This window comes from Nocardia sp. NPDC019219 (assembly GCF_040632645.1).
In the GTDB taxonomy this organism is placed as follows: Bacteria; Actinomycetota; Actinomycetes; order Mycobacteriales; family Mycobacteriaceae; genus Nocardia; species Nocardia sputorum.
The window spans coordinates 1-22,839 of the sequence record NZ_JBEYCG010000003.1; the positions used below are offsets into that span (position 1 = coordinate 1).

At 69.2% G+C, this 22,839-nt stretch carries 18 protein-coding genes and 1 pseudogene; 12 read left to right on the plus strand and 7 right to left on the minus strand.

Annotation, left to right across the window (positions count from 1 at the left end; all coding sequences use genetic code 11):
* Positions 1-379: 379 nt before the first annotated feature.
* Complete coding sequence (locus tag ABZ552_RS07465) at positions 380-1,456, minus strand: substrate-binding domain-containing protein (protein ID WP_281877193.1); 1,077 nt, start codon at positions 1,454-1,456, stop codon at positions 380-382.
* Between the two features lie 50 nt (positions 1,457-1,506).
* Between ABZ552_RS07465 and ABZ552_RS07470 the strand changes: the two genes are divergently transcribed.
* Both ABZ552_RS07470 and ABZ552_RS07475 read left to right on the plus strand, forming a co-directional pair.
* Positions 1,507-1,938: a MarR family transcriptional regulator gene (locus ABZ552_RS07470; protein WP_281917145.1), complete on the plus strand. Its 432-nt coding sequence runs from the start codon at positions 1,507-1,509 to the stop codon at positions 1,936-1,938.
* A gap of 228 nt (positions 1,939-2,166) precedes the next feature.
* Positions 2,167-3,465 (plus strand): M18 family aminopeptidase, encoded by a 1,299-nt coding sequence (locus ABZ552_RS07475; RefSeq protein ID WP_357436048.1) that lies wholly within the window; start codon positions 2,167-2,169, stop codon positions 3,463-3,465.
* Here the strand turns inward: ABZ552_RS07475 and ABZ552_RS07480 are convergent.
* Entirely contained in the window at positions 3,414-4,727 is a 1,314-nt protein-coding gene (locus ABZ552_RS07480) for a glycosyltransferase 87 family protein (protein WP_357436050.1), read from the minus strand. The two genes, ABZ552_RS07475 and ABZ552_RS07480, sit on opposite strands and share 52 nt — an antisense overlap.
* A 129-nt stretch (positions 4,728-4,856) precedes the next feature.
* On the opposite strand from ABZ552_RS07480, the gene purL reads away from it, so the two are divergent.
* Complete coding sequence (gene purL / locus ABZ552_RS07485) at positions 4,857-7,151, plus strand: phosphoribosylformylglycinamidine synthase subunit PurL (RefSeq protein WP_281877196.1); 2,295 nt, start codon at positions 4,857-4,859, stop codon at positions 7,149-7,151.
* Between the two features lie 61 nt (positions 7,152-7,212).
* Here the strand turns inward: purL and ABZ552_RS07490 are convergent, their stop codons facing one another.
* Positions 7,213-7,503, minus strand: coding sequence for a YiaA/YiaB family inner membrane protein (locus tag ABZ552_RS07490; RefSeq protein ID WP_281877198.1), 291 nt, complete (start codon positions 7,501-7,503; stop codon positions 7,213-7,215).
* Between the two features lie 163 nt (positions 7,504-7,666).
* Between ABZ552_RS07490 and ABZ552_RS07495 the strand changes: the two genes are divergently transcribed.
* The 3 genes and pseudogenes from ABZ552_RS07495 (at position 7,667) to ABZ552_RS07505 (ending at position 10,464) form a co-directional block, all read left to right on the plus strand.
* A complete protein-coding gene (locus ABZ552_RS07495; protein WP_281877199.1) occupies positions 7,667-9,400 on the plus strand; it encodes an alpha/beta hydrolase in 1,734 nt (577 codons plus the stop codon).
* Between the two features lie 311 nt (positions 9,401-9,711).
* Positions 9,712-9,972: pseudogene (locus ABZ552_RS07500) on the plus strand (CPBP family intramembrane glutamic endopeptidase); the annotation flags it as partial.
* A 132-nt stretch (positions 9,973-10,104) separates the two neighbouring features.
* The gene (locus ABZ552_RS07505; RefSeq protein ID WP_281880720.1) at positions 10,105-10,464 is read left to right on the plus strand and encodes a sterol carrier family protein; all 360 of its coding nucleotides are present in this window, start codon (positions 10,105-10,107) and stop codon (positions 10,462-10,464) included.
* Positions 10,465-10,492: 28 nt separating this feature from the next.
* Here ABZ552_RS07505 and ABZ552_RS07510 read toward each other — a convergent pair whose 3' ends face one another.
* On the minus strand, positions 10,493-11,761 hold the full coding sequence (locus ABZ552_RS07510; RefSeq protein WP_281880721.1) for an ABC transporter permease: 1,269 nt from the start codon (positions 11,759-11,761) through the stop codon (positions 10,493-10,495).
* Positions 11,762-11,977: 216 nt separating this feature from the next.
* Between ABZ552_RS07510 and purF the strand changes: the two genes are divergently transcribed.
* The 6 genes from purF to purM all read left to right on the plus strand — a co-directional run bounded on the left by purF (position 11,978) and on the right by purM (position 20,580).
* The gene (gene purF / locus ABZ552_RS07515; protein ID WP_281877200.1) at positions 11,978-13,570 is read left to right on the plus strand and encodes an amidophosphoribosyltransferase; all 1,593 of its coding nucleotides are present in this window, start codon (positions 11,978-11,980) and stop codon (positions 13,568-13,570) included.
* Positions 13,571-13,944: 374 nt separating this feature from the next.
* The gene (locus tag ABZ552_RS07520; RefSeq protein WP_357436053.1) at positions 13,945-15,555 is read left to right on the plus strand and encodes an ABC transporter substrate-binding protein; all 1,611 of its coding nucleotides are present in this window, start codon (positions 13,945-13,947) and stop codon (positions 15,553-15,555) included.
* 116 nt (positions 15,556-15,671) lie between these two features.
* The gene (locus ABZ552_RS07525) at positions 15,672-16,682 is read left to right on the plus strand and encodes an ABC transporter permease (RefSeq protein ID WP_357436348.1); all 1,011 of its coding nucleotides are present in this window, start codon (positions 15,672-15,674) and stop codon (positions 16,680-16,682) included.
* 83 nt (positions 16,683-16,765) lie between these two features.
* Positions 16,766-17,692 carry an ABC transporter permease gene (locus tag ABZ552_RS07530; protein WP_357436350.1) on the plus strand — a complete coding sequence of 309 codons (927 nt, stop codon included), beginning with the start codon at positions 16,766-16,768 and terminating at the stop codon, positions 17,690-17,692.
* Positions 17,685-19,373, plus strand: a complete 1,689-nt coding sequence (locus tag ABZ552_RS07535; RefSeq protein ID WP_281917147.1) for an ABC transporter ATP-binding protein — start codon at positions 17,685-17,687, stop codon at positions 19,371-19,373. The genes ABZ552_RS07530 and ABZ552_RS07535 overlap by 8 nt, the downstream gene beginning before the upstream one ends.
* Positions 19,374-19,503: 130 nt before the next feature.
* Positions 19,504-20,580: a phosphoribosylformylglycinamidine cyclo-ligase gene (gene purM / locus ABZ552_RS07540; RefSeq protein ID WP_159842220.1), complete on the plus strand. Its 1,077-nt coding sequence runs from the start codon at positions 19,504-19,506 to the stop codon at positions 20,578-20,580.
* A gap of 148 nt (positions 20,581-20,728) precedes the next feature.
* Here purM and ABZ552_RS07545 read toward each other — a convergent pair whose 3' ends face one another.
* From ABZ552_RS07545 to ABZ552_RS07555, 3 genes are all read right to left on the minus strand, one after another.
* A complete protein-coding gene (locus ABZ552_RS07545; protein WP_063053670.1) occupies positions 20,729-20,938 on the minus strand; it encodes a DUF3073 domain-containing protein in 210 nt (69 codons plus the stop codon).
* Between the two features lie 175 nt (positions 20,939-21,113).
* Positions 21,114-22,061, minus strand: coding sequence for an asparaginase (locus ABZ552_RS07550; protein ID WP_281877204.1), 948 nt, complete (start codon positions 22,059-22,061; stop codon positions 21,114-21,116).
* Entirely contained in the window at positions 22,058-22,765 is a 708-nt protein-coding gene (locus ABZ552_RS07555) for an MOSC domain-containing protein (protein ID WP_281917148.1), read from the minus strand. Before ABZ552_RS07555 ends, ABZ552_RS07550 begins: the two co-directional genes overlap by 4 nt.
* Between the last annotated feature and the right edge of the window lie 74 nt (positions 22,766-22,839).

Genomic DNA, 22,839 nt, shown 5'->3' on the forward strand with positions numbered 1-22,839 from the left:
GTTTGCGCGACCGCCGCTTGCTCCTTCGTCGCGTACGCGGCGGCCGCGCAAACGCGAGCCGGGCCGCGAACGGCGGATGCTCGGTCTCGCTTCGCTCGAAACCGGGGTTGCGGTGCGCTGGACGCGCTAGGTGCTCGGCGCAAAACCTGGGGTTAGCTGTTGTCGGTGGGGGCGGTGCTCACCGCCCTGACCCGGGCCTCGTTCCGGGTGCTGCCAATGTCATCGCGTAGCCAAATGCGGCCCGTCGTTCTGTGTAGATCGAAGCCTCGGCCCGAGATGACTGCGTGCCCGCTCCGTCAGCTCGGGCACGCAGTCGGTGAATTAAGCTGTGGCACAACCTGTCTGGGCTGTGGTCGCGCGTGGTGTCCGCGTCCTTCCGTCAGCTGATGCGGTCGATGATCTCGAAGTCGACTCCCCGCACCCGGGCGATGTATCCGCGCTGGATCGCCTGGTTGCCTCGGAAAGCTCTTACGCCGGTGGGAGTTTCGAGAAACAGGCCGTGGTCGAGCGCGTTCAGGATCTCAGGTACTTCGAGTGATCCGACTGTCCGCGCGAGCGCGCCCAGCGTGTGGATGGCTTCGTAAGTGGCGTTGCTGAAGCTGGTCAGCGCGGGGGCGAACGCGCCGTGCCGCCGGTGGTAGCGGGTGATCCGGTCGCGCCCATCGGGTGTGCGGTCGTCGAGGAAGAAGCTGGACGCCACGAAGAAGCCGTGGTTGGCCTCCGGGCCCGCCGCCAGCAGGACGTTCTCGTCGGCGGCCGGACTGACCCGCGGCTGGGTCGCGGCGCGGCCGGTGGCCGCGTACTGCTGGTTGAAGCGGGCGACGTCGGCGCCGACCATCAGGATGATCACCCCGTCGGCCAGGTCGAGTGCCGGATGGGTGAGGAAGCCGGAGAAATCCGGGCACCCCAGCGGGACGTACTGTTCCAGCACGATCGCGGACGGATCGGACAGGCTCGCGCGAATCGCCGCGGCGGACCGGCGCGGCCAGATGTAGTCGTTGCCGATGACGGCCCAGCGCCGCACGCCGTACTCGCGTTCGAGCCAGTGCACGGCGGGCACGGTCTGCCCGGCCGGGTGCTCGCCGAGCATGAGCACGCCGGGTAGCTCGTCGGTCAGGCCCTCGTGGCTGGTGGCGTACAGGTACGGCACGCGGCCCGCGCTCGCCCGCGCCACGGCCCGCCGGACCGCGGAGGTGTGCCACCCGGTGATGGCGTGCACCATGCCGGTGGACAGCAGCGCGGAGATCTCGGCTGCGACCTCCGACGGCGCCCGTCCGCCGTCGATATTCGTGGTACGAATTTCCCGGCCCAGAATTCCCGCCGAACTGTTGATTTCCTCGACCGCGAGCGATATCGCCGCATCGCAGGACGGCGCGATGATACCGCCCGGCCCCTGCCGCGGAACGATGTTGAGAACCTCGATTGTGCCGTCGGGGCTCTCGCTCAACGTAGACATTGGGTACTCTTCTTCTCATTCGAGCGAAATCGACGGCAGGCGGGGAAATAATGACGTCCATTGTAAGCGGAAATTCGACGCTGCATGGCGCGCTGCGTGCCGCGGAGCGCGGTTGGGTGCGCCACTTGGACGCGGCGCTGTGCGCCAGGCAGCTCTCGCCGGATCAGTGGTCGATGCTGTCGAATCTGTGCGGCGACGCGGGGATCACGATGACCGAGCTGGCGGCCAGATCGCAGCTGGCGCCCTCCTCGGCGACCAGGCACGCCGACTATCTGGCCGAGCGCGGCCTGATCTTCCGGCTCGCCGCGCAGGACGATCGCCGCCGCATCCTGATCGGCCTCAGCAGGCTCGGCGCCGACCTGGTCGCCGAGGTGCGCGCGGAGGAGGCGCGCGCCGAACAGCAGTTGCGCGGGCGAATCGGTGCGCGTCGATATACCGAACTCATGCGATTGCTCGATCTGGTTTCCATCGCCTCGGAGTAATACGCCGAAGTACTGGACATTCATCCGATGAATGCCGCGAACGTCCGATTCGTGATCTGTCGCCAGACCATTCCGGCCCCTTATGCGTCAGCACGAAACACGCGGTGCCGAGTGGCGATCCGGATGCCGTGATTACGGGATCGGCCATACCGTTTCCACCGGTATTCGCCACGCCTGGTGATCGACCGGGGCGCGCCGGTCACCGACCGCGTGCCTAGGATCGCAGGCATGCCCGTCTCCACCACCGCCGCCACGGCCGCCGGGTTGTGCGCGTTCATCGACGCGTCTCCGTCGCCGTTCCACGTCTGTCGCACGGTCGCCGCGGAATTGGCGGAGCGGGGGTTCACCCGGCTCGCCGAGTCGCAGCCCTGGCCCGCGGACGGCTCGGGCAGGCATTACGTGGTTCGCGGTGGGTCGCTGGTCGCCTGGGCGGCCGGGGACGGCGCGGGCGCGACTCCGTTCCGCGTGGTCGGTGCGCACACCGACAGTCCGAATCTGCGCGTCAAGCAGCATCCCGACCTGATCTCGGCGGGCTGGCAGCTGGTCGGGCTGGAGCCGTACGGCGGCGCGTGGCTGAACTCGTGGCTGGACCGCGAGCTCGGCGTCTCGGGGCGGCTCAGCGTGCGCGACGGAAACACCGTGCGGGAGCACCTGGTTCGCATCGATGAGCCGATCCTGCGGGTGCCGCAGCTGGCCATCCACCTGTCCGAGGACCGTAAGGGCGTCACGCTGGACCCGCAGCGGCACGTCAACGCGGTGTGGGGCGCGGGATACGAGGCGGCGGCGTTCATCGATTTCGTGGCCGATCGGGTCGAGGTCGATCCCGGCGACGTGCTCGGCTGGGAGCTGATGACCCACGATCTGACGCCGAGCAGGCTGATCGGCCGGGACCAGGATCTGGTCAGCGCGCCGCGCCTGGACAACCAGGGCACCTGCTTCGCGGGTCTGCGGGCGTTCCTCGCCGCGATCGACGAGCCGGGCGCGGCGATCCCGGTGCTGGCCATGTTCGACCACGAGGAGGTCGGCAGTCAGTCCGACCGCGGCGCCCAGTCCGACCTGCTGCCTGCCGTGCTGGAACGCATCGTGCTCGCGCGCGGCGGCGGCCGTGCCGATTACCTTGCCGCGCTGGCCGGTTCGGTGTGCGCGTCCGGAGACATGGCGCACGCGACGCACCCGAACTATCCGGAGCGGCACGAGCCCGCGCACCGGATCGAGGTCAACGGCGGGCCGGTGCTGAAGGTCAACCAGAACCTGCGATACGCCACCGACGCCACCGGCGCGGGCGCGTTCGCGCTGGCCTGTGCCCAGGCCGGGGTCCCGTTGCAGCGCTATGTGCACCGGGCCGACCTGCCGTGTGGCTCCACGATCGGGCCGATGACCGCGGCGCGCACCGGCATGCCGACCGTCGACGTGGGCGCGCCGCAGCTGGCGATGCATTCGGCGCGCGAGCTGATGGGCGCGTTCGACGTCCCGGCCTACGCCGCGGCGCTGGCCGCCTTCCTCACGCCCGAGATCGACGGGCGGTAGGTGAAAACCGCGACGGCGAACACGGCGAAAGTGGCCAGTACGTAGGTGCTTCCGATGATCTGCTGCCACCAGGCCCACTCCAGCTCGCGGTCGCGCGAGTGCGGCAGCAGCCAGTGCGGGCCGATCAGGAACACCACGGCGGCCGCCGTGACCAGGCCGATCACTCGCGGACCGCGCTTGCCGCGCACCATGAGATCGGCGGTGACCACCAGTGCGGGCGCGATCCACACCCAGTGATGCGACCAGGAGACCGGCGATACCAGCAGCACCGCCGCGGCGTTCACCAGCAGCGCCGCCACGGTCGCGCCCGCCTCGATCAACCTGCGCATCCACACCGCGGCGAGCGCGACGGCCAGCACCGACAGCGTGACCCACACCAGGGTGGCCGCCGTGTCGTCGATGCCAAGACGGAATGCCATGCCTTTGATGGACTGATTGCCCGCGAAGTACGGCGGCCCGATCCGGCCGGTGTCGGCGAGAGTGTGGAACCAGTAGTCCACGGAATCGCCGGGGAACAACAGGAATCCGAGACCGACCGCCGCGATCGCGGAGACCACCAGCGTGCCCGCGGCCTTCCAGTCCTTGCGCAGCACGAAGTACAGCAGGTAACCGGCCGGGATCAGCTTCACCGACACCGCGATGCCGATCAGCATGCCGCGCGGCCAGAACGGCTTGCGCACCAGGCAGTCCAATGTGATCGCGGCCATCAGCACCAGGTTGATCTGACCGAAGCCGAAGGTCTGGCGGATCGGTTCGAAGAACTGCGCCACCGCCACCGCGCCGATGACCAGGGTGAGCACGGCCGGCCGGGACAACTCGGGACGCAGGCGCGCCAGCACCAGCCACAGCGAGATGCTCAGGCTCACCACGGAGGTGGCCACCACCAGCACCTCGGCGGTAACCAGCGGCATCAGGGCCAGCGGCGCGAAGAACAACGCGGCCAAGGGCGGATAGGTGAACGGCAGCCCGATCCCCTCCACCGGCGGCATCGGGCCGTAGAGGTCGCCGCCGTCCAACCAGACCCGGGCTCCGTTGCGGTAGACCTGCAGGTCGATGTAGCCGTGCCACCAGTGGGCCAGCAGCGAGACCAGCGCCGACACCGCGAACAACGCGATAGCGGCAATCAGCCAGCGTACTTGCGGTGACCGGAGGTTCGGCGACGCGTCGCCTGGCGCGGTTCCCGATCCCCCGCTCCGGGTCGGTGCGCCGTCCGAGGTGACCGATCTCTCACCCGGATTCGCGACCCCCGATCCTTCGTTCACGGGCTCAGAGTAGCCGGTGCGGATAGCCCGTACCCACTGCCTCTAGACTTACACCTAGGCATCTCGCCGCCGCCCAGTGACAAGGATCGTCGCTTTCACTATGCCCGGCCGAAAGGACCCTGGTACTCCGTGACTCCGCAGGTCGACACCGTCAGCGCAGCCGCAGCAAACCCCGATGTGGCGCAACCCTACAAAGAACTCGGCCTCAAAGACGACGAGTACGCCCGCATCAAGGAGATCCTCGGTCGCAGGCCCACCGACGCCGAGCTGGCGATGTACTCCGTGATGTGGAGCGAACACTGCTCCTACAAGTCCTCGAAGGTGCACCTGCGCTACTTCGGCCAGACCACCACCGACGAGATGCGCGCGTCCATGCTCGCCGGCATCGGTGAGAACGCGGGCGTCGTCGACGTGGGCGACGGCTGGGCGGTCACCTTCAAGGTGGAAAGTCACAACCACCCCTCCTATGTCGAGCCGTACCAGGGCGCGGCCACCGGCGTCGGCGGCATCGTGCGCGACATCATGGCGATGGGCGCGCGCCCGATCGCGGTGATGGACCAGCTGCGCTTCGGCGCGGCCGACGCGGCCGACACCCGGCGCGTGGTGGACGGCGTGGTGCGCGGCGTCGGCGGTTACGGCAACTCGCTTGGCCTGCCGAATGTCGGCGGCGAGACCGTGTTCGACGCTTCCTACCAGGGCAACCCGCTGGTGAACGCGCTGTGCGCGGGCGTGATGCGGGTCGAGGACCTGCACCTGGCGTTCGCGTCCGGCACCGGCAACAAGATCGTGCTGTTCGGCGCGCGCACCGGCCTGGACGGCATCGGCGGCGTCTCGGTGCTGGCCTCGGACACCTTCTCCGGTGACGAGTCCGGTTCCGGCCGCAAGAAGCTGCCCTCGGTGCAGGTCGGCGACCCGTTCACCGAGAAGGTGCTCATCGAGTGCTGTCTCGAGCTGTACGCGGCGAAACTGGTGGTGGGCATCCAGGACCTCGGCGGCGCCGGATTGTCCTGCGCGACTTCCGAGCTCGCGGCGGCCGGGGACGGCGGCATGCACATCGAGCTGGACAAGGTGCCGCTGCGCGCGGCAGGCATGACGCCCGCCGAAGTGCTCTCCAGCGAATCGCAGGAGCGCATGTGCGCGGTCGTCACGCCCGAGAACGTGGACGCGTTCATGGCCGTGTGCCGCAAGTGGGACGTGCTGGCCACGGTGATCGGCGAGGTCACCGACGGTGACCGGCTGGTGGTCACCTGGCACGGGGAGACCGTGGTCGACGTGCCGCCGCGCACCGTCGCGCACGAGGGCCCGGTCTACGAGCGTCCGGTCGCCCGCCCCGACGAGCAGGACGCGCTGATCGCCGACACCCCGGACCGGCTGGCCCGGCCGCAGACCGCCGACGAACTGCGCGCCACGTTGCTCCAAATGATCTCCAGCCCGCAGCTGTGCAGCCGCAAGTGGATCACCGAGCAGTACGACCGCTACGTGCGCGGCAACACCGTGCTCGCCGACCAGGCCGACGCGGGCGTCATCCGGATCGACGAGCAGACCGGACGCGGCATCGCGCTGGCCACCGACGCGTCCGGCCGCTACACCAAGCTGGACCCCTACGCCGGTGCGCAGCTGGCGCTGGCCGAGGCCTACCGCAACGTGGCCACCACCGGCGCGACGCCGAAGGCGGTCACCAACTGCCTGAACTTCGGCTCGCCGGAGGATCCCGGGGTGATGTGGCAGTTCCAGCAGGCGGTGCGCGGACTGGCGGACGGCTGCGTGGCGCTGGGCATCCCGGTCACCGGCGGCAACGTCAGCTTCTACAACCAGACCGGTCAGACCGCGATCCTGCCGACCCCGGTGGTCGGCGTGCTGGGCGTGATCGACGACGTGCACCGCCGCATTCCGACCGGGGTCGGCCTGGAACCGGGCGAGACGCTGATCCTGCTCGGCGAGACTCGCGACGAGTTCGGCGGGTCCATCTGGTCCCAGGTGGCGCACGACCATCTCGGCGGCGTCCCCCCAAAGGTCGACTTCGCCCGCGAGCAGTTGCTCGCCGAGGTGCTCACCGCCGGTTCGCGCGACGGCATGATCAGCGCCGCGCACGACCTCTCGGAGGGCGGTCTCGCCCAGGCTGTCGTCGAAGCCGCGCTCGCCGGGGAGACCGGCTGCCGAATCCTGCTGCCCGAGGGCGCGGACCCGTTCGTCACCCTGTTCTCCGAGTCGGCGGGCCGCGTACTTGTCGCCGTTCCGCGCTCGGAGGAGACCAGGTTCACCCGCATGTGCACCGCCCGCGAACTGCCGTGGGTGCGCATCGGCGTGGTCGACCAGGGCTCGGATTCGGTCGAGGTGCAGGGCCAGTTCTCGATCACCATGGACGAATTGCGGGCCGCGCACGAAGGCACCCTTCCGAAACTGTTCGGCGCGGGCGCCGTCTGACGAACCGCCCACCTGGGCGGGCCTGGACCCCTCGTTGCCGGGCCCGCCCAGGTGCGCGGGTTCAGGCGACGGAATTGAACGGATCGTGCTCGGAGAGCAGCTTCTCCATCCGCGCCTGATCGATGCGACCGTGGATGGTCGCCGCCTCGTGCTGGTCGCGGACCACCTTCGCGAGCGTGAAGGTGCTCGTGACCAGGAAGAGCATGGACATCCCGAGGAACCCGCGCTGCCAGACGTCCAAGGGCAGCGCGTAGATTCCGATACCGGCTCCGACGAAGCTGATGCCGAACGCGATCGCGGCCTGGGCGACGTAAGCGGCGCTGGCCTTCTGCCGCGCGGTCGTGGTGCTCATGGACAGAAAGTTTCCGGACGACGCGGCGTAGGCACCTGTGTACAACTACTCGAGCGGCGTGGGTAGTTGCCTAGGCCGCGGCCGGTGTGATCCGCGTCCCGGTGCGACCGCGTCGCGGCGGGCGACGCGCCGGACGGTCGGTGGCGACCGCCATACTGATCGAATGCTGGAGACCGCCGGGACCATGCGGAAGCTGCGCACGCGCGCGGTCGCGATGACCCGGCGCGCCGAGGACGTCATCGATCTGAATTACGTCGGCTTGGTGGTGGCGACGGTGTTCTTCGCGTTGTCGGTGACGCCGTCGCTGCTGCCGCGCGACTGGTTGTTCCAAGGGTTGATCAGCGGGATCAATGCCGCGATCGGGTACGGCGCGGGCTGTTTGCTGGAATGGCTGTTCCGGCTGTGGGTGCGGCCGCGGTTGAAGATTTCGCCGCCGCCGACGTGGGCGCGATACGCGGTCAAGTCCGCGGTGCTGCTCACCGCCGCGCTGAGCGCCGCGCTGATGCTGGTGCAGTCGGCGCGGTGGCAGCGCGAGATCACCGCGTTGATGGGCATGGAAGGCACCACCACGCCCGCCTATCTGCGCACCGGTCTGCTCAGCCTGGCCGTCGGCGCCGCGGCGGTCGCGGTCTACCGCACGCTGCGGGAGATCATCCTGTTCCTGGCTCGCGTGCTCAACCGGTGGGTGCGAGTGCCACGGGAGCTCGCGCCGGCCGCCGGGTTCCTGGTGCTGGTGGTGCTGGCGGTGACGATCTTCAACGGTGTCGCCACCCAGGCGTTCTTCGCGGTAGCCAACTCGGCTTTCAGCGTGCGCAACGACCACACCTCGGCGAACGCGGTCCAGCCGCAGCAACCGGAGCGCTCCGGCAGCCCGACCTCGCTCGCGAAATGGGAGACCTTGGGGTTCGAGGGGCGCTGGTTCGTCTCGCACGGCCCCACGGCGAGCCGCATCACCTCGGTCACCGGCCGTCCGGCCAAGGAACCCATCCGAGCCTACGTCGGCCTGGAATCGGTCGAAGGCGACCAGCAACCGGCCGAGCTGGCGGTGGCGGAACTGGAGCGGACCGGAGCGTTCGATCGGAAGGCGCTCGTGGTGGTCACCACCACCGGCACCGGATGGGTGAACTCGCTGGCGGCGGGGGCGATCGAGTACATGTACGACGGCGACACCGCGATCGTCGCCACGCAGTACTCGTACCTGCCGAGCGTGCTGTCGTTCCTGGCCGACCGCAACAAAGCCGCCGCGGCGGGCCGGGACGTGTTCGACGCGGTGTACCAGCACTGGACCGCGCGGCCGCCGGAGGTTCGGCCCAAACTGCTGGTGTACGGGGAGAGTCTGGGCTCGCAGGGATCCGAAGCGGCGTTCGACGGCCTCGCCGACCTGCGGGCCAAGGTCGACGGCGCGCTGTGGGTGGGCCCGCCCAACTCCAACCGGTTGTGGCAGCAGTTCGTCGCCCGCCGCGATCCGGGGTCCAGGGAAGTCGAGCCGCTGTACGCGGACGGGCTCGTGGTGCGATTCGCCACCGACAGCGCCGACCTGGCGCGGCCTTCGTCGGAGTGGCGGCCTCCGCGCATCGCGTATCTGCAGCACGCGTCCGACCCGATCGTCTGGTGGTCGCCGGATCTGATCTTCTCCCGGCCGGATTGGCTGTCGGAGCCGCGCGGCTCGGACGTCTCCTCCCAGATGCGCTGGTGGCCGTTCGTCACGTTCTGGCAGGTGGCCGCGGATCTCACCAACGCGCAAGGCGTCACCGACGGGCACGGACACCGTTACGGCAGCCTGGTGCTGGACGGCTGGGCGGCCATCGCCGCGCCGCCGGACTGGACCGCCGAGCGCGCCGAACGGATCCGGGCCGTGGTCGAGGCCGCGGAGGACTACGAGCGAGAGACCAAGTGAGTTCCGGCGTGGCCGCGAGAGCGCTTGTGGCGGTGGCTGTTCCGCTCGCTTGGAGCAACGCGGTCCTGCCTCGCCTCGGTCTCGGTATACGCGCGCGAACGGCGGCCAATGCCGGTTTCGCCACCCTGTACGCGCTCGCGCTGCGCGCCGACCCGGGCCGGTGGTCGGTGCGTGGCGTTCGCCATGGGCTGGTCGCCGCCTCGGCGGTGACAGCCGGTTACGCTTCGGCCCTTGCCGTTCCGTCGTTGCGATGGCAATTGGCCGAACTCGCCGAACGCGGCCCTGACGTGTCGACCACCGAGTGGGCGGCGGTGCACATTCCCCTCGGGACCGTCTACAGCGAGGAACTCGTTTTCCGCGGCACGCTGGATCCGCTGCTCGACAACGTCTTCGGTCCGCGAGCAGGCGCGTTGCTCGGCGCGGCCGTCTTCGGGCTCTGGCACATCGCACCCGCGCGGGCCGTAGGTGACAGTGTTCCCGCCACCGTGGCCGTCACCACGGCGGGCGGTCTCGTGTTCGGTTGGCTGCGCCGCCACACCGCGGGCGTCGTCGCTCCGGCGCTGCTGCACCTGGCCATGAACGCGGGTGGTGCGATCGCTCCCCGCCTGGCCCGCCGCCTCGAGGGTTCGGTGCGCGAGTCCAGGACGGCGCGGGGAAGTAGGGTCGGGAAGGTGGCAGGACGAGGGACGGTCGACCCCGCTCAGATGCGGGCAGCGGTGGCGGCGGTGAGCGAGTGGTTGCGCGATGAATCGGTCGATCCGCCCGCCCGCGCCGACCTCGGGGCGGCCGTGCGGACAACGGCGCGCTCGCTGGCGGTCTCCGCGCCCGGGCACTCCGTGGAGCTGCGGGTGCCGCCGTTCGTCGCGGTGCAGTGCGTCGAGGGGCCGCGGCACACCAGAGGCACCCCGCCGAACGTCGTCGAGACCGACCCGCGCACGTGGCTGCTCTTGGCCACCGGCCTGCTCGAATTCGACGACGCCCTCGACTCCGGCGCGGTGAGCGCATCCGGCACCCGCGCGGCCGAGATCGCCCACTGGCTCCCGATCGTCCGGGCCGCCGCCTGACGCCGCGCGTACGCGGCGCCTGCGGGCGTCACGCCTGGATGATGTTGCGGCGCTCCAGCCCCTTGCGGTCGTAGAAGCGGGTGACCGCCGCGCCGAAGACCAGCCCGATCACCAGCCCGAGGACGGCCATCCATACGCCGCGGGTGAGTCCCGCCTCGAAATTCGCGTCGAAGTACAGGATCGATCGCACCCCGAGGAACACCTGGTGCATGGGCTCGAAGGAGGCGAGCCAGCCGAAGTACCGCGGCGTCGCCTCGATCGGCACGGTGCCGCCGGAGGACGGCAACCCGAGGATGACGAACAGGATCAGGTTCACCAGCAGGCCCGCCGAGCCGATCGCCGCCAGCATGGACAGCCCGGTCACGCCGACGGCGATCATGGCGAGCGCGCTGTAGAGGTACAGGGCGAGCGGATTGCCGATCGGCATGTCCAGCAGCTCACCGACGACCAGGAACACCGCCGCGACGATGTTCGCCGCCAGCACGAACACGCCCCACTTGATCAGCAGCGTCTTGAACCGCGAGATCGGCGTCGGCGGGTAGTGCACGTACCACGGGCCGTACTCGGTGGGCACGAAGCCGAGCTGCGCGTCGATCATGGTGTGGATCACCATCGCGCCGACCACCCCGGCCAGCAGCAGCAACAAGGAGTAGAAGAACGCGGTCAGCCCTTGGCCGCTGCCGTGCGGCAGCGGGTGGTACTGCTGGGTGACCACTTCGATCGGCGACGCCAGCGCCACCTTGGTGGCGCCGGTCAGCTGCGGCGCGGGCGGACCGCCGGGCCGCGGGGCGAGCTGCGCGGTGACCTGGTCGAGCAGCTGCTTGCCGACCTGCTTGTTCACTTCGGCCAGCGCCTCGTTCCCGACCCGCAGCACGATCTGGGTGCCGAACGCGCCGGTGCGCGGGTTCGTCTGCACGGTGATGATCGGTCGCGGGATGTCGCCCGGTATGACACTGCCCACACCCAGATTGCCGAGCCGCTTGCTGAAATCGCTCGGGATGACGATCGCGCCGTAGACCTGCCCGGACTGCATCTGTCGCTCGGCCTCGTTGATGCTGATCACACGCAGGTCGACCTTGTCCGAGGGCACCCCGTCGGCCAGCGCGCGAGTGATCTGGTCGCCGAAGTTCACCTGCTGCGCGCTGTCCCCGCTGCCGATGGTGTCGCCCACGTCCTGGTTGACGAGGGCGATCGGGAAGTCGTGCAGGTTCTTCTCCGGATCGACGACATAGTCGAGGTACATGATGCCCAGCAGCGCGGTGAGCAAGCTCAACACGGCGAGGGGAAAGAGCACCATCCGAGGCCATGGCCTGCGCGCGGGAGTCGCACCCGACTCCGTCGTGCCCGCGTCGTCCGTAGTCGTCACGGTGCGCACCGTAACAGCTGTGCGGCCCGCGTCGGCCCCGCTTCGGTCGCGCCGGATTGCTGCTCGGATGCGGCGGCGGTGCGAAAGCACGGCTGTCCACCCGTAGAATGAAATCTGCCCCCAGCCCGCCCGAACAGGGAGCAAACGGTGACCAACGCCGAACTGCCGGTCCAGAGCATTTCCGCCACCTCCTGTCCCGCCCCGGACGTCGACGAGAACGAGCCGCGCGAGGAGTGCGGAGTCTTCGGAGTCTGGGCGCCGAGCGAAGAAGTGGCGAAACTCACGTACTACGGGCTCTATGCTCTGCAACACCGTGGGCAGGAGGCGGCGGGCATCGCGGTGTCGGACGGCTCGCAGATTCTCGTCTTCAAGGATCTGGGTCTGGTCAGCCAGGTGTTCGACGAGCAGACCTTGGCAGCCATGCCGGGCCACATCGCCGTCGGCCACTGCCGCTACTCCACCACGGGTGGAGTGACCTGGGAGAACGCCCAGCCCATCTTCCGCACCACCGCGGTCGGTTCCGGAGTTGCCCTGGGCCACAACGGCAATCTGGTCAACACCGCCGAATTGGCCGGTCGCGCACGCGAACTCGGACTGCTCGGCGCCTCCGTGCGGGGCGGCCGCCCGCAGCCCGCCGCGGCGACCTCCGACTCCGACGTGGTCACCGCGCTGCTCGCGCACGCCTCCGCCGACTCCAGCATCGAGCAGGCCGCGATGGAACTGCTGCCCACCTTGAAGGGCGCGTTCTGCCTGACGTTCATGGACGAGCACACCCTTTACGCCGCGCGCGACCCGCACGGCGTGCGCCCGCTGTGCCTGGGCAGGCTGGAGCGTGGCTGGGTCGTTGCCAGTGAGACCGCCGCGTTGGACATCGTCGGCGCCGCATTCGTCCGCGAGATCGAACCCGGCGAACTGCTGGCGATCGACGCCGACGGCGTGCGCTCGATGCGCTTCGCCAACCCCGAGCCCAAGGGCTGCGTCTTCGAGTACGTGTACCTGGCCCGGCCGGACAGCACCATCGCGGGCCGTTCGGTGCACGCCACCCGGGTGGAGATCGGCCGGCGCCTGGCGAAGGAGCACCCGGTCGACGCCGACCTGGTGATCCCGGTCCCCGAATCCGGGACCCCGGCCGCCGTCGGCTACGCGCAGGGGTCGGGCGTGCCCTACGGCCAGGGTCTGATGAAGAACGCCTACGTCGGTCGCACGTTCATCCAGCCCAGCCAGACCATCCGGCAGCTGGGCATCCGGCTCAAGCTCAATCCGCTGCGCGAGGTCATCCGGGGCAAGCGCCTGATCGTCGTGGACGACTCGATCGTGCGCGGCAACACCCAGCGCGCGCTGATCCGGATGCTGCGCGAGGCGGGCGCGGTGGAGATCCACGTGCGGATCGCCTCGCCGCCGGTGAAGTGGCCGTGCTTCTACGGCATCGACTTCGCCTCCCGCGCGGAGTTGATCGCCAACGGGGCGGGAACCGAGGGTGACGTCGCGGACATGGTCGAGGGCGTGCGCCGCTCGATCGGCGCCGACACCCTCGGCTACATCTCGCTCGACGGCATGGTCGCCGCGACCGAACAGCCGCGCTCGCGGCTGTGCGCCGCGTGCTTCGACGGCAACTACCCGATCCCGCTGCCCACCGAGGCCGCCATCGGGAAGAACGTGCTCGAGGGCATGCTCACCGGCCAGTCCGAGGCCGTGCTGCTGGGCGAGAACGCGAACGCGAGCGCGCTCAGCCGCCCGTGAGCGGCTTCTGATCACCGATCCGGTGGTTTGCCCGCTCCGGGCGACCGCCGGATCACTCTGCACCGCGGCGCGTGCTGGTTTCGTCGCAAGCGTTCATGGGTACCGTCATGCACTGTCGCGCAGTGTGGTCTGGCGTACTCGAGACACCACGCCCAGCGCTCCGCGGCAATTCTGGACGTACGACCGGTATTTCCCCGCGGTCGTAGGCGCCGCGCATAATGCCTGCTGACGGGCTCGCGAATTTTCTTCGAAAACGTAACGTGCCGAAAATGCTTCGTAGGTACGGTGCCGATCAGATCGGAAGTTCACCCGTGTCCGCACCGGGCCTGCGATCCCAGCGGAACGCGGTGCGGCGCTCGAGAAGTGGGGCCGTGATGAGGAATTCGAGGTTGAGGCGACGGAGCGGGACGCGAACCATCGCGGCCCTCGGGTTGCTGGCGCTGGCGGCGTCGGTACTGGCCGGCTGCGGTTCCGGGCGAACCGGTGAGGACGACGGCGGCGGCTTGGTGGCGGGCACCACCGACAAGATCTTCTCGCTCGATCCGGCGGCCGCCTACGACAACGGCTCACTGGTCGCCGAGACGCAGATCTACCAGTACCTGCTCAACTTCGCGCCCGGCGACGCGACGCCGCAGCCGGACGCCGCCCAGAAGTGCGAGTTCACCGCGCCCACGGTGTACACCTGCACGTTGAAGGACGGCCTGAAGTTCGCCAACGGCAACCCGCTCACCGCGACCAGCGTCAAGTTCTCCTTCGACCGGATGCTGCGGATCAACGACCCGAACGGCCCCGCGTCACTGCTGGGCAACCTGGAGAAGACCGACGTGGTGGACGCCCGCACCGTCGCGTTCACGTTGAAGGTGGCCAACGATCAGACCTTCCCCGCGATCCTGCCCACTCAGGCGGGGCCGATCGTCGACGAGAAGGTGTACCCGCCGGACCGGGTTCTGCCGGACCAGGACGTGGTGCAGGGCAAGGGCTACTCCGGCCCGTACACCATCGCCGGTTACGACAAGAACAAACTGGTCGAGTATCGGGCGTTCGCCGACTACAACGGCATCCTCGGCAAGCCGAAGACCGAGACGGTGTCCACGAAGTACTACGCGACCACCGACAACATGAAGCTGGACCTGCAGAACGGTTCGCTCGACGTCGGGTACCGGTCGTTCACGCCCACCGACATCGAGTCGCTGCGCGGCGACGGCAAGGTCACCGTGCACGAGGGCCCCGGTGGCGAACTGCGCTACATCGTGTTCAACCTGAACACCATGCCGGGCGGCACGCCCGCGCAGAAACTGGCCGTGCGCAAGGCCGTCGCGTCCACCGTCGACCGGGCCGCGCTGGCCGACGGCGTCTACAAGAAGACGTATCTGCCCGCGTATTCGTCCGTGCCGCAGGGCGTGCCGGGTGCGGCGGAGCCGTTCAAGGACATCTACGGCGCCCAGCCGAACAAGGACCAGGCGGCGAAGATCCTGGCCGACGCCGGGGTGCCGACGCCGGTCGAGCTGAATCTCCAGTACAACCCGGACCACTACGGTTCCAGCAGCTCGGAGGAGTACGCGGCGATCAAGTCGCAGCTGGAGGCCACCGGCTTGTTCCGGGTGAACCTGCAATCCACCGAGTGGGTGACCTATCAACGGGAACGCGCCCGCGACGGGTACCCGCTCTTCCAATTCGGCTGGTTCCCGGACTTCCCGGACCCCGACAATTACCTGTCCCCGTTCTTCGGCCCGAACAACTTCCTGCAATCGCATTTCGAGGACCCGGGCATCTCCGCGCAGTTGATCGCCCAGGCTACCCAGCCCGACAAGGACCAGCGGCTCGCGCAGATCCAGCGGGTGCAGCGTGATCTCGCGCAGAACTTCCTGCCGATCGTCCCGCTGCTGTCCGGCAAGCAGATCGCGGTGTCGGCCGCCGGAGTGCACGGCGTGGAACAGACGCTCGACGCGTCGTTCAAGTTCCGCTACACGGTGCTGAGCAAGTGAGTTCCGGCGACACAGCCGGGCCCGGGACGACGATATCGGCGGACAGCGCGCCGACACCGATCCTGGCCCGGCCCTCCGGCCTGCGGCGACGTGGCGACGACTCGCGCCATCGCGCGCTGCTGCGCTACCTGAGCGTCCGCCTGCTGCTGATCCCGGTGACCGCGTGGATCCTGGTCACGGTCGTGTTCTTCCTGATGCGGGTGGTCGGCGATCCGATCAGCGCGGCCATGGGCGGGCGCATGACCCAGGAGCAGATCGAGGCACGCAAGGAGGCGGCCGGGCTGAACCGGCCGATCCTGACCCAGTACGGGGACTACCTGTCCGGGCTCCTGCACGGTGATCTCGGTCGCTCCCAGGACAATCGGGAGATCAGCGAGGTGGTGGTCACCTACGGCGCGGCCTCGCTGGAGCTGGTGTGCTGGGCGCTGGTCGTCGCGTTCGCGATCGGCGTCCCGCTGGGCAGATACGCCGCGACCCACCGGGATTCGGCCGCGGACACGACGCTGCGGTTGCTGGCCATCCTGTTCTACGCCGCGCCGGTGTTCTTCGTCGGCCTGCTGTTGAAACTGGTGTTCGCGGTGCGCCTGGGCTGGTTGCCGGTGGCGGGCCGGGCCAGCACGAACGTAGAGCTGCGGCTGCAACACGTCTCACCGAAAACCAACATCATGGTGATCGACGCGATCCTCTACGGCGACACCGGATACCTGATCGACGTGCTGAAACACGCGGTACTGCCCGCCATCGCGCTGGGCCTGCTCACCGCGGGCATCTTCCTGCGCCTGGTCCGGATCAATCTGATCCAGACCCTTCGCGCCGACTACGTGGACGCCGCACGGGCGCGCGGTCTTTCCCGCCGCGTGGTGACCGGCCGGCACGCGTTCCGCAACGCGATGATCCCGATCGTCACGGTGATGGGCATGCAGATCGCCATGATGCTCGGCGCGTCGGTGCTCACCGAGACCACGTTCGAGTGGAAGGGGCTCGGCTACCAGTTCGCGCAGTACCTGTCCGCGCGCGACTTCATCGCCGTGCAGGGCATCGTCGCGTTCATCGCGCTCATCGTGGCGGTGATGAGTTTCCTGGTGGACGTCGTGGTGGCGCTGATCGATCCGAGAGTGAGGTTCTGATGACCGCTCCGGAATTGCTGAACGAACCTCCGATCCTGCCGCCCGTGGCGCGCCGGGGCGTGCCGGGCCTGCGGTTGTTCTCGATGACCGCGGGGTTGCAGCGCGCGACGCTGATCCTCGGACTCGTCTTGGTCGGCGTCTTCGTGGTCGCCGCCGTCTTCGCTCCGCTGATCGCGCCGTACGGATTCGCGCAGAGCGCCGCCGACGGCGTCGATTTCGCCCGCCAGCAAGCCCCATCGGCGGAGCACTGGTTCGGCACCTCGGTGCGCGGCGAAGACGTGTTCTCCCGGGTCGTCTACGGCGCGCGGACGGCCCTGTGGGTGATCGCGATATCGCTGGTGCTCTCGCTGCTGATCGGTGTGCCGCTCGGGCTGCTGTCCGGCTATGTCGGCCGGTGGCCGGACCGGCTGCTCGTGTTGTTCATGGACGCCATGTACGCGTTCCCCACGCTGCTGCTGGCGATCGTGGTGTCCATCGTGGTCGCGGGCGGCCGATCGACCAGCCTGGGCGGTGTGCTGTCCGCGGCGGTGGCCATCACGGCGGTCTTCGTGCCGCAGTACTTCCGGGTGGTGCGCAACGCCACCGTGGCCGTGAAACAAGAGCCGTACGTCGACGCGGCGCGGGTGACCGGTGCGTCGACGGCGCGAATCCTGTTCCGGCACATCCTGGCCAACGTCACCCAGTCGCTGCCGGTGATCGTCACGCTCAACGGGTCGGAGGCCATTCTCACACTGGCCGGACTGGGCTTCCTCGGTTTCGGCATCGAGCCGACACAGGCCGCGGAGTGGGGCTTCGATCTGAACAAAGCGCTGTCGGACGTGTCCAACGGCATCTGGTGGACGGGCGTCTTCCCCGGCGTCGCCATCGTGCTCGTCGTGCTCGGCATGACCTTGGTCGGCGAGAGCCTGAACGAGGTCCTCAACCCGATCCTGCGCACTCGTCGTGCCGCGGCGGTGGCGAGCGCGCCCGTTCTCGCGCTGAACGGTGGAAGGGAAGCGGCCGATGACTGAGTCGGTCGCGGAAGACCGGGGCCGTCCCGCTCTGTCCATCGAATCGCTGTCGGTCACCTTCGCCACCGACGCGGGACCCGTCCACGCGGTCACCGACGTCTCCTACGAGGTCTATCCGGGCGAAGTGCTGGCCATCGTCGGGGAATCCGGTTCGGGCAAGTCGGTGAGCTCGCGCACGGCGATGGGGTTGCTTCCCGAGACGGCGACCGTGCGCGGCCTGGTCACCCTGGGCACCGAGCAGGTCACCGCGATGAGCGAGAAGCAGCTCACCGCGTTGCGCGGTGGCGCTGTCTCGATGGTGTTCCAGGAACCCGGCTCGGCGCTGGACCCGCTGTTCACCGTCGGCTTCCAGATCGGCGAGGCGCTGCGAGCCCACACGCGGCTGACCAGAAAAGCTGCGAAGGCGCGCGCGGTGGAACTGCTGCGCCTGGTCGGGTTGCCCGACCCGGAGCAGCGGGTGGACTACTACCCGCACCAGCTCTCCGGCGGACAGAAACAACGCGTTGTGATCGCCATCGCGATCGCCTGCGAACCAAAGGTCATCATCGCCGACGAACCCACCACGGCGTTGGATGTCACGGTGCAGGCGGAGATCCTCGACCTGCTGCGGGACCTGCGCGACCGGATCGGCAGTGCGATCGTGCTGATCACCCACAACATGGGCGTCGTCGCCGACATCGCCGACCGCGTAGTGGTGATGCGCGACGGCGCGGTGGTCGAGCAGGCGCCGGTGGACGAGTTGTTCGCCCGTCCCACCGCGGCCTACACACGCGCCCTGCTGGCCGCGGTGCCGCATCTGGGCGCCGAGCAGATCGAGCACGGCCCGACGGACAGCCCCGACGGCCAGGGCGATCCGGTGCTCGAGGTCAGCGATCTGGTGGTCGAGTTTCCCGGCCCATTCGGACGGCCGCGTTTCCGCGCCGTGGACGGGGTGAGCCTGCGCATCGGCCCCGGCGAGACGCTCGGCCTGGTCGGTGAATCCGGATCGGGCAAGTCGACCATCGGCCGCTGCGTCGCCGCCCTGCAACGGCCGACGTCCGGGACGGTGCGGGTGCGAGGGCAGGACATCGCGCGGCTGTCGCCGCGCAAATTGCGGCCGATCCGCCGGCGCTTCGGATTCGTCTTCCAGGACCCGGCCAGTTCACTGAACCCCCGGCTCACCGTGGGGGAGTGCGTCGCCGAGCCGCTGATCGTGCACAACGCCGGAAGTTCGGCGCAGATCCGCGCCAGAGTGCGCGCACTGCTCGACGACGTGCGGTTGCCCGCGGGCGCCGAACACCGCTACCCGCACGAACTGTCCGGCGGGCAGCGGCAGCGCGCCAGCCTGGCCCGCGCCCTGGTGCTCGACCCGGACCTGCTGGTCGCCGACGAGCCGACCAGCGCGCTGGACGTCTCGGTGCAGGCGGCGGTACTGGAGCTGTTCGGGCAACTGCAGCGCGAATGCGGCTGGGCATGTCTGTTCATCAGCCACGACCTGGCAGTGGTCGACCAGCTCGCCGACCGGATCGCGGTGCTGCGCGACGGAGCGGTGGTCGAGCAGGGTGATCGCGATCGGATCCTGCGAGCGCCGCGGGAGGAGTACACCCGACGGCTGGTCGCCGCGGTGCCGGTACCCGACCCGGTGCGCCAACGCGGGCGACGGGAGCAGGCCGAACGGTTCGACGGGACGGAGACCGACTGATCGTCCGCTTTACGGTTCGCCGTGCCCTATTGTCAAGAGGGCGAGCCAACACCGGTGCGGGCTCGTTATCCGCCTCCGGTAGCGTGAGCAGGCATCTATCCGCCGATTCGGTTTGGAGCTCTCCCCGAAAATGACTGAACAGACCCCCAGTGGTGGTGCCTCGTACGCCGCGGCAGGCGTGGACATCGAGGCAGGTGACCGCGCAGTCGAGTTGTTCGGGCCATTGGCGAAGAAGGCGACCCGGCCCGAGGTCCAAGGCGGCCTCGGCGGCTTCGCCGGGCTGTTCGCGCTGAAGGGCGGCTACCGGGAACCGCTGCTGGCGGCGTCCACCGACGGCGTCGGCACCAAGATCGCGGTGGCGCAGGCGATGGACAAGCACGACACGGTCGGCCTGGATCTCGTCGCCATGGTGGTGGACGATCTCGTGGTCTGCGGCGCGGAGCCGCTGTTCCTGCAGGACTACATCGCCATCGGCAAGGTCGTCCCGGAGAAGGTCGCCGAACTCGTCTCCGGTATCGCGGAGGGTTGTGTGCGCGCCGGTTGCGCGCTGCTCGGCGGCGAGACCGCCGAGCACCCCGGGCTGATGGACCCCGACGACTACGACCTGTCCGCCACCGGCATCGGCGTGGTCGAGGCCGACGCTGTGCTCGGCCCGGACCGGGTCCGGCCCGGCGACGTGGTGATCGCCATGGGGTCCTCGGGCCTGCACTCCAACGGCTACAGTTTGGCCCGCAAGGTGCTGCTCGACATCGACCGCATGTCGCTGACCGGCCACGTCGAGGAATTCGGCCGCACCCTGGGTGAGGAACTGCTCGAGCCGACCCGGATCTACGCCAAGGACTGCCTCGCGCTGATCGCCGAGACCGACGTGCGCACCTTCGCCCATGTCACCGGCGGTGGCCTGGCCGCGAACCTGGCCCGGGTGCTGCCCGCGGGGCTGGTGGCCGAACTGGATCGCGGCACCTGGAATCCGGCGCCGGTGTTCAAGATGATCGCCCAGCGTGGCCGGGTCGAGCGGGCCGAGATGGAGAAGACCTTCAACATGGGGGTCGGCATGGTCGCCGTGGTCGCCCCGGAGGACGTGGACCGGGCGCTGGCGGTGCTGACCGCGCGGCACATCGAGTGCTGGACCCTGGGCACGGTCAAGAAGGCCAAGGATGCCGACGCCCTGCGCGCCGTCCTGGTCGGGGAGCATCCGCGGTTCTGACCGCGGCGAAGACACGTCAGAGTCCCGCATCCTCGTTCGATGCGGGACTCTGTTGTGTTGCAAGCCTTTTCGGCGCCTGTGACGTCAACCCGCGACAACGCTCGAAGGGGGAGGCCCGTCGGCCTCCCCCTTCAGACGTAGATCGGAGTCAGCGGCGCCAGTCGTCGTAGTCGTCCTCGTCCCAGCGGGACAAAGAGTCGTCCGCGTCGTGCTCATCGGACAGCACACCACCACTCCGCTGGGAGTTGGGGCTTCCCGAAAGCTCGCGCTGAAGGCTCGCGAAGTCGGTCGGCGTCGAGCTGTACTTCAGCTCGCGTGCGACCTTGGTCTGCTTTGCCTTAGCCCGGCCACGGCCCATGGCTGACCCCCTCGCGTCACAGCGGGGCGGCCTGGGGTTTGGTGGCGGCCCCGTTCGAATTAATACTCTTCCTGACAGACACTTTAGCGTGTGTCCGGCGGTCTCGCTTCCAGGAGTGGGTGAAGAACTCCCGAACTGGTGCCGTTTGCCCGCTTGTCGCCCCGGCGTGTAATAGCTAGACGACTCCAGGTATGGCGCGAATCACACCGACGCGTGCGCCTCCGCCGAGCACCGCCGGGGCCGCCAGTTCCGCGTGCGCGGCGGTCCACTCGATCCCCATCCGATGCAGAATCGCCAGCGTCAGCGGCATTCGAGCGCGATCGTGGCCGTCTTCGATCTTGTAGGCGAACGCCGATCCGTCCGGCAGCGCGCCGGCGTGCACACCGTCCGCGCCGATCTTGCAGACCAGTCCGGGAGTGGCCTGCATGGCCAGTAGGTCGGGCGCGTTCGTGCCGGAAATCACTCGTGGATGCGCGCGCACCGCGTCGGCGACCCGGCGTTCCGGGGTGCCGGGTTCGGCCGTCGCCATGGTCGAGAACACCCGGGCGAGGTTGACCAGCGAGACCGGGATGATCGGCAGCCCGCAGCCGTCGATGCCCAGATCGGTTTCCGGCTCGCCGGTCAGGTCGGCGACCGTCGCGATCACCGCGCGCTGTAGCGGATGTGCCCGATCCTGGTAGCCGGCGGTAGGCCAGCCGTTGACCGTGCAGGTCGCGAGCATTGCCGCGTGCTTGCCCGAGCAGTTCATGTAGAGGGGATGAGGTCCGCCCGGCAGCGCCGCGACGCGGGCTCGCTCGTCGTACGGCAGGTCGGCCGGGCACGCCAGCGCGGTATCGGGCAGACCGAAGCGGTCCAGCAACCTGCGCACCAGCGCGATGTGGTCCGGTTCGCCGTAGTGCGAGGCGGTCGCGATGGCCAGTTCGGCGTCGTCGAGCGGCTCGAAGCCGTTGCGCAGCAGGGTGATCGCCTGCATCGGCTTGTTCGTCGAGCGCGGGAAGATCGGCAGGTGCACTTCGCCGAGTTCGAGGGCGGGCTCACCCGCGGCGTCGAGCACCACCACCGAGCCGCGGTGCACGCATTCGCGGAAGCCGGAGCGGACGACTTCGACCAGCTCGACACTCATGGCTGCACCCCCGCAGCGATGTCATCGGTGCTCGTCGTCGTGTGCCGGTGGGTGGCGGCGCGGCCATGCCTGCGCGCGTGCCGTTCCACCTGCATGCGCACGTCGTCGGAGATGGTCGGCTCGTCGGCGAGCAGGATCGCCAGCAGGTCGGGATCGGCGCCGGTGAACAGGTCGCGGACGGTGACGCCGTGCTCGGGGACGTGCACCACCGAGATCCGGTCGCCCGCCGCGATCGTGCCCTCCGTGAGCACCCGCAGGTAGGCGCCGGTGTCGCCGCGCAGGGTGAACCGCTTGACCCACTGCTGCTCGCCGCTCCAGTGCTGGAACGAGGCGCACGGCACGCGCGGGGCGCTGACCTCCAGCAAGGTGTCGCCGACCGACCAGCGTGCGCCGATCACCGAGTCGCTGACCGGAAGGCCACGGACACGGAGGTTTTCGCCGAACCATCCCGCGGGCAGTTCCCGCCCCAGTTCCGTGCCCCAGCGGCGGGCGTCCTCGTCGGCGTAGGCGTAGACGGCCTGGTCCACGCCACCGTGGTCCTTGGTGTTGCAGACGTGATCGCCGGCCAAGCCGAGTGCGCGCACCGCGACGCGCCCCGCCACCGGTCGCTTATCGATCGCGCTGCGACCGACCCGTCCCGGCACCTCGATCTCGGCGTGCACGACGCACGCCGCGAGCACTTCTCCGATATCACCGACGCGCACGGGCGGCGCTCCTCTCGTCACGGATGGGGAGCTCGGCACTGAGCAGGGGTGGGGCTGTCGGCGGGGAGAAGCCC

Excerpts from the sequence above, each read along its gene's own strand:
- ABZ552_RS07465 (WP_281877193.1), bottom strand. The coding sequence starts at position 1,456 with ATGTCTACGTTGAGCGAGAGCCCCGACGGCACAATCGAGGTTCTCAAC.
- ABZ552_RS07470 (WP_281917145.1), top strand. The coding sequence starts at position 1,507 with ATGACGTCCATTGTAAGCGGAAATTCGACGCTGCATGGCGCGCTGCGT.
- ABZ552_RS07475 (WP_357436048.1), top strand. The coding sequence starts at position 2,167 with ATGCCCGTCTCCACCACCGCCGCCACGGCCGCCGGGTTGTGCGCGTTC.
- ABZ552_RS07490 (WP_281877198.1), bottom strand. The coding sequence starts at position 7,503 with ATGAGCACCACGACCGCGCGGCAGAAGGCCAGCGCCGCTTACGTCGCC.
- ABZ552_RS07495 (WP_281877199.1), top strand. The coding sequence starts at position 7,667 with ATGCTGGAGACCGCCGGGACCATGCGGAAGCTGCGCACGCGCGCGGTC.
- ABZ552_RS07505 (WP_281880720.1), top strand. The coding sequence starts at position 10,105 with ATGCGGGCAGCGGTGGCGGCGGTGAGCGAGTGGTTGCGCGATGAATCG.
- ABZ552_RS07510 (WP_281880721.1), bottom strand. The coding sequence starts at position 11,761 with ATGGTGCTCTTTCCCCTCGCCGTGTTGAGCTTGCTCACCGCGCTGCTG.
- ABZ552_RS07520 (WP_357436053.1), top strand. The coding sequence starts at position 13,945 with ATGAGGAATTCGAGGTTGAGGCGACGGAGCGGGACGCGAACCATCGCG.
- ABZ552_RS07530 (WP_357436350.1), top strand. The coding sequence starts at position 16,766 with ATGACCGCGGGGTTGCAGCGCGCGACGCTGATCCTCGGACTCGTCTTG.
- ABZ552_RS07535 (WP_281917147.1), top strand. The coding sequence starts at position 17,685 with ATGACTGAGTCGGTCGCGGAAGACCGGGGCCGTCCCGCTCTGTCCATC.
- purM (WP_159842220.1), top strand. The coding sequence starts at position 19,504 with ATGACTGAACAGACCCCCAGTGGTGGTGCCTCGTACGCCGCGGCAGGC.
- ABZ552_RS07545 (WP_063053670.1), bottom strand. The coding sequence starts at position 20,938 with ATGGGCCGTGGCCGGGCTAAGGCAAAGCAGACCAAGGTCGCACGCGAG.
- ABZ552_RS07550 (WP_281877204.1), bottom strand. The coding sequence starts at position 22,061 with ATGAGTGTCGAGCTGGTCGAAGTCGTCCGCTCCGGCTTCCGCGAATGC.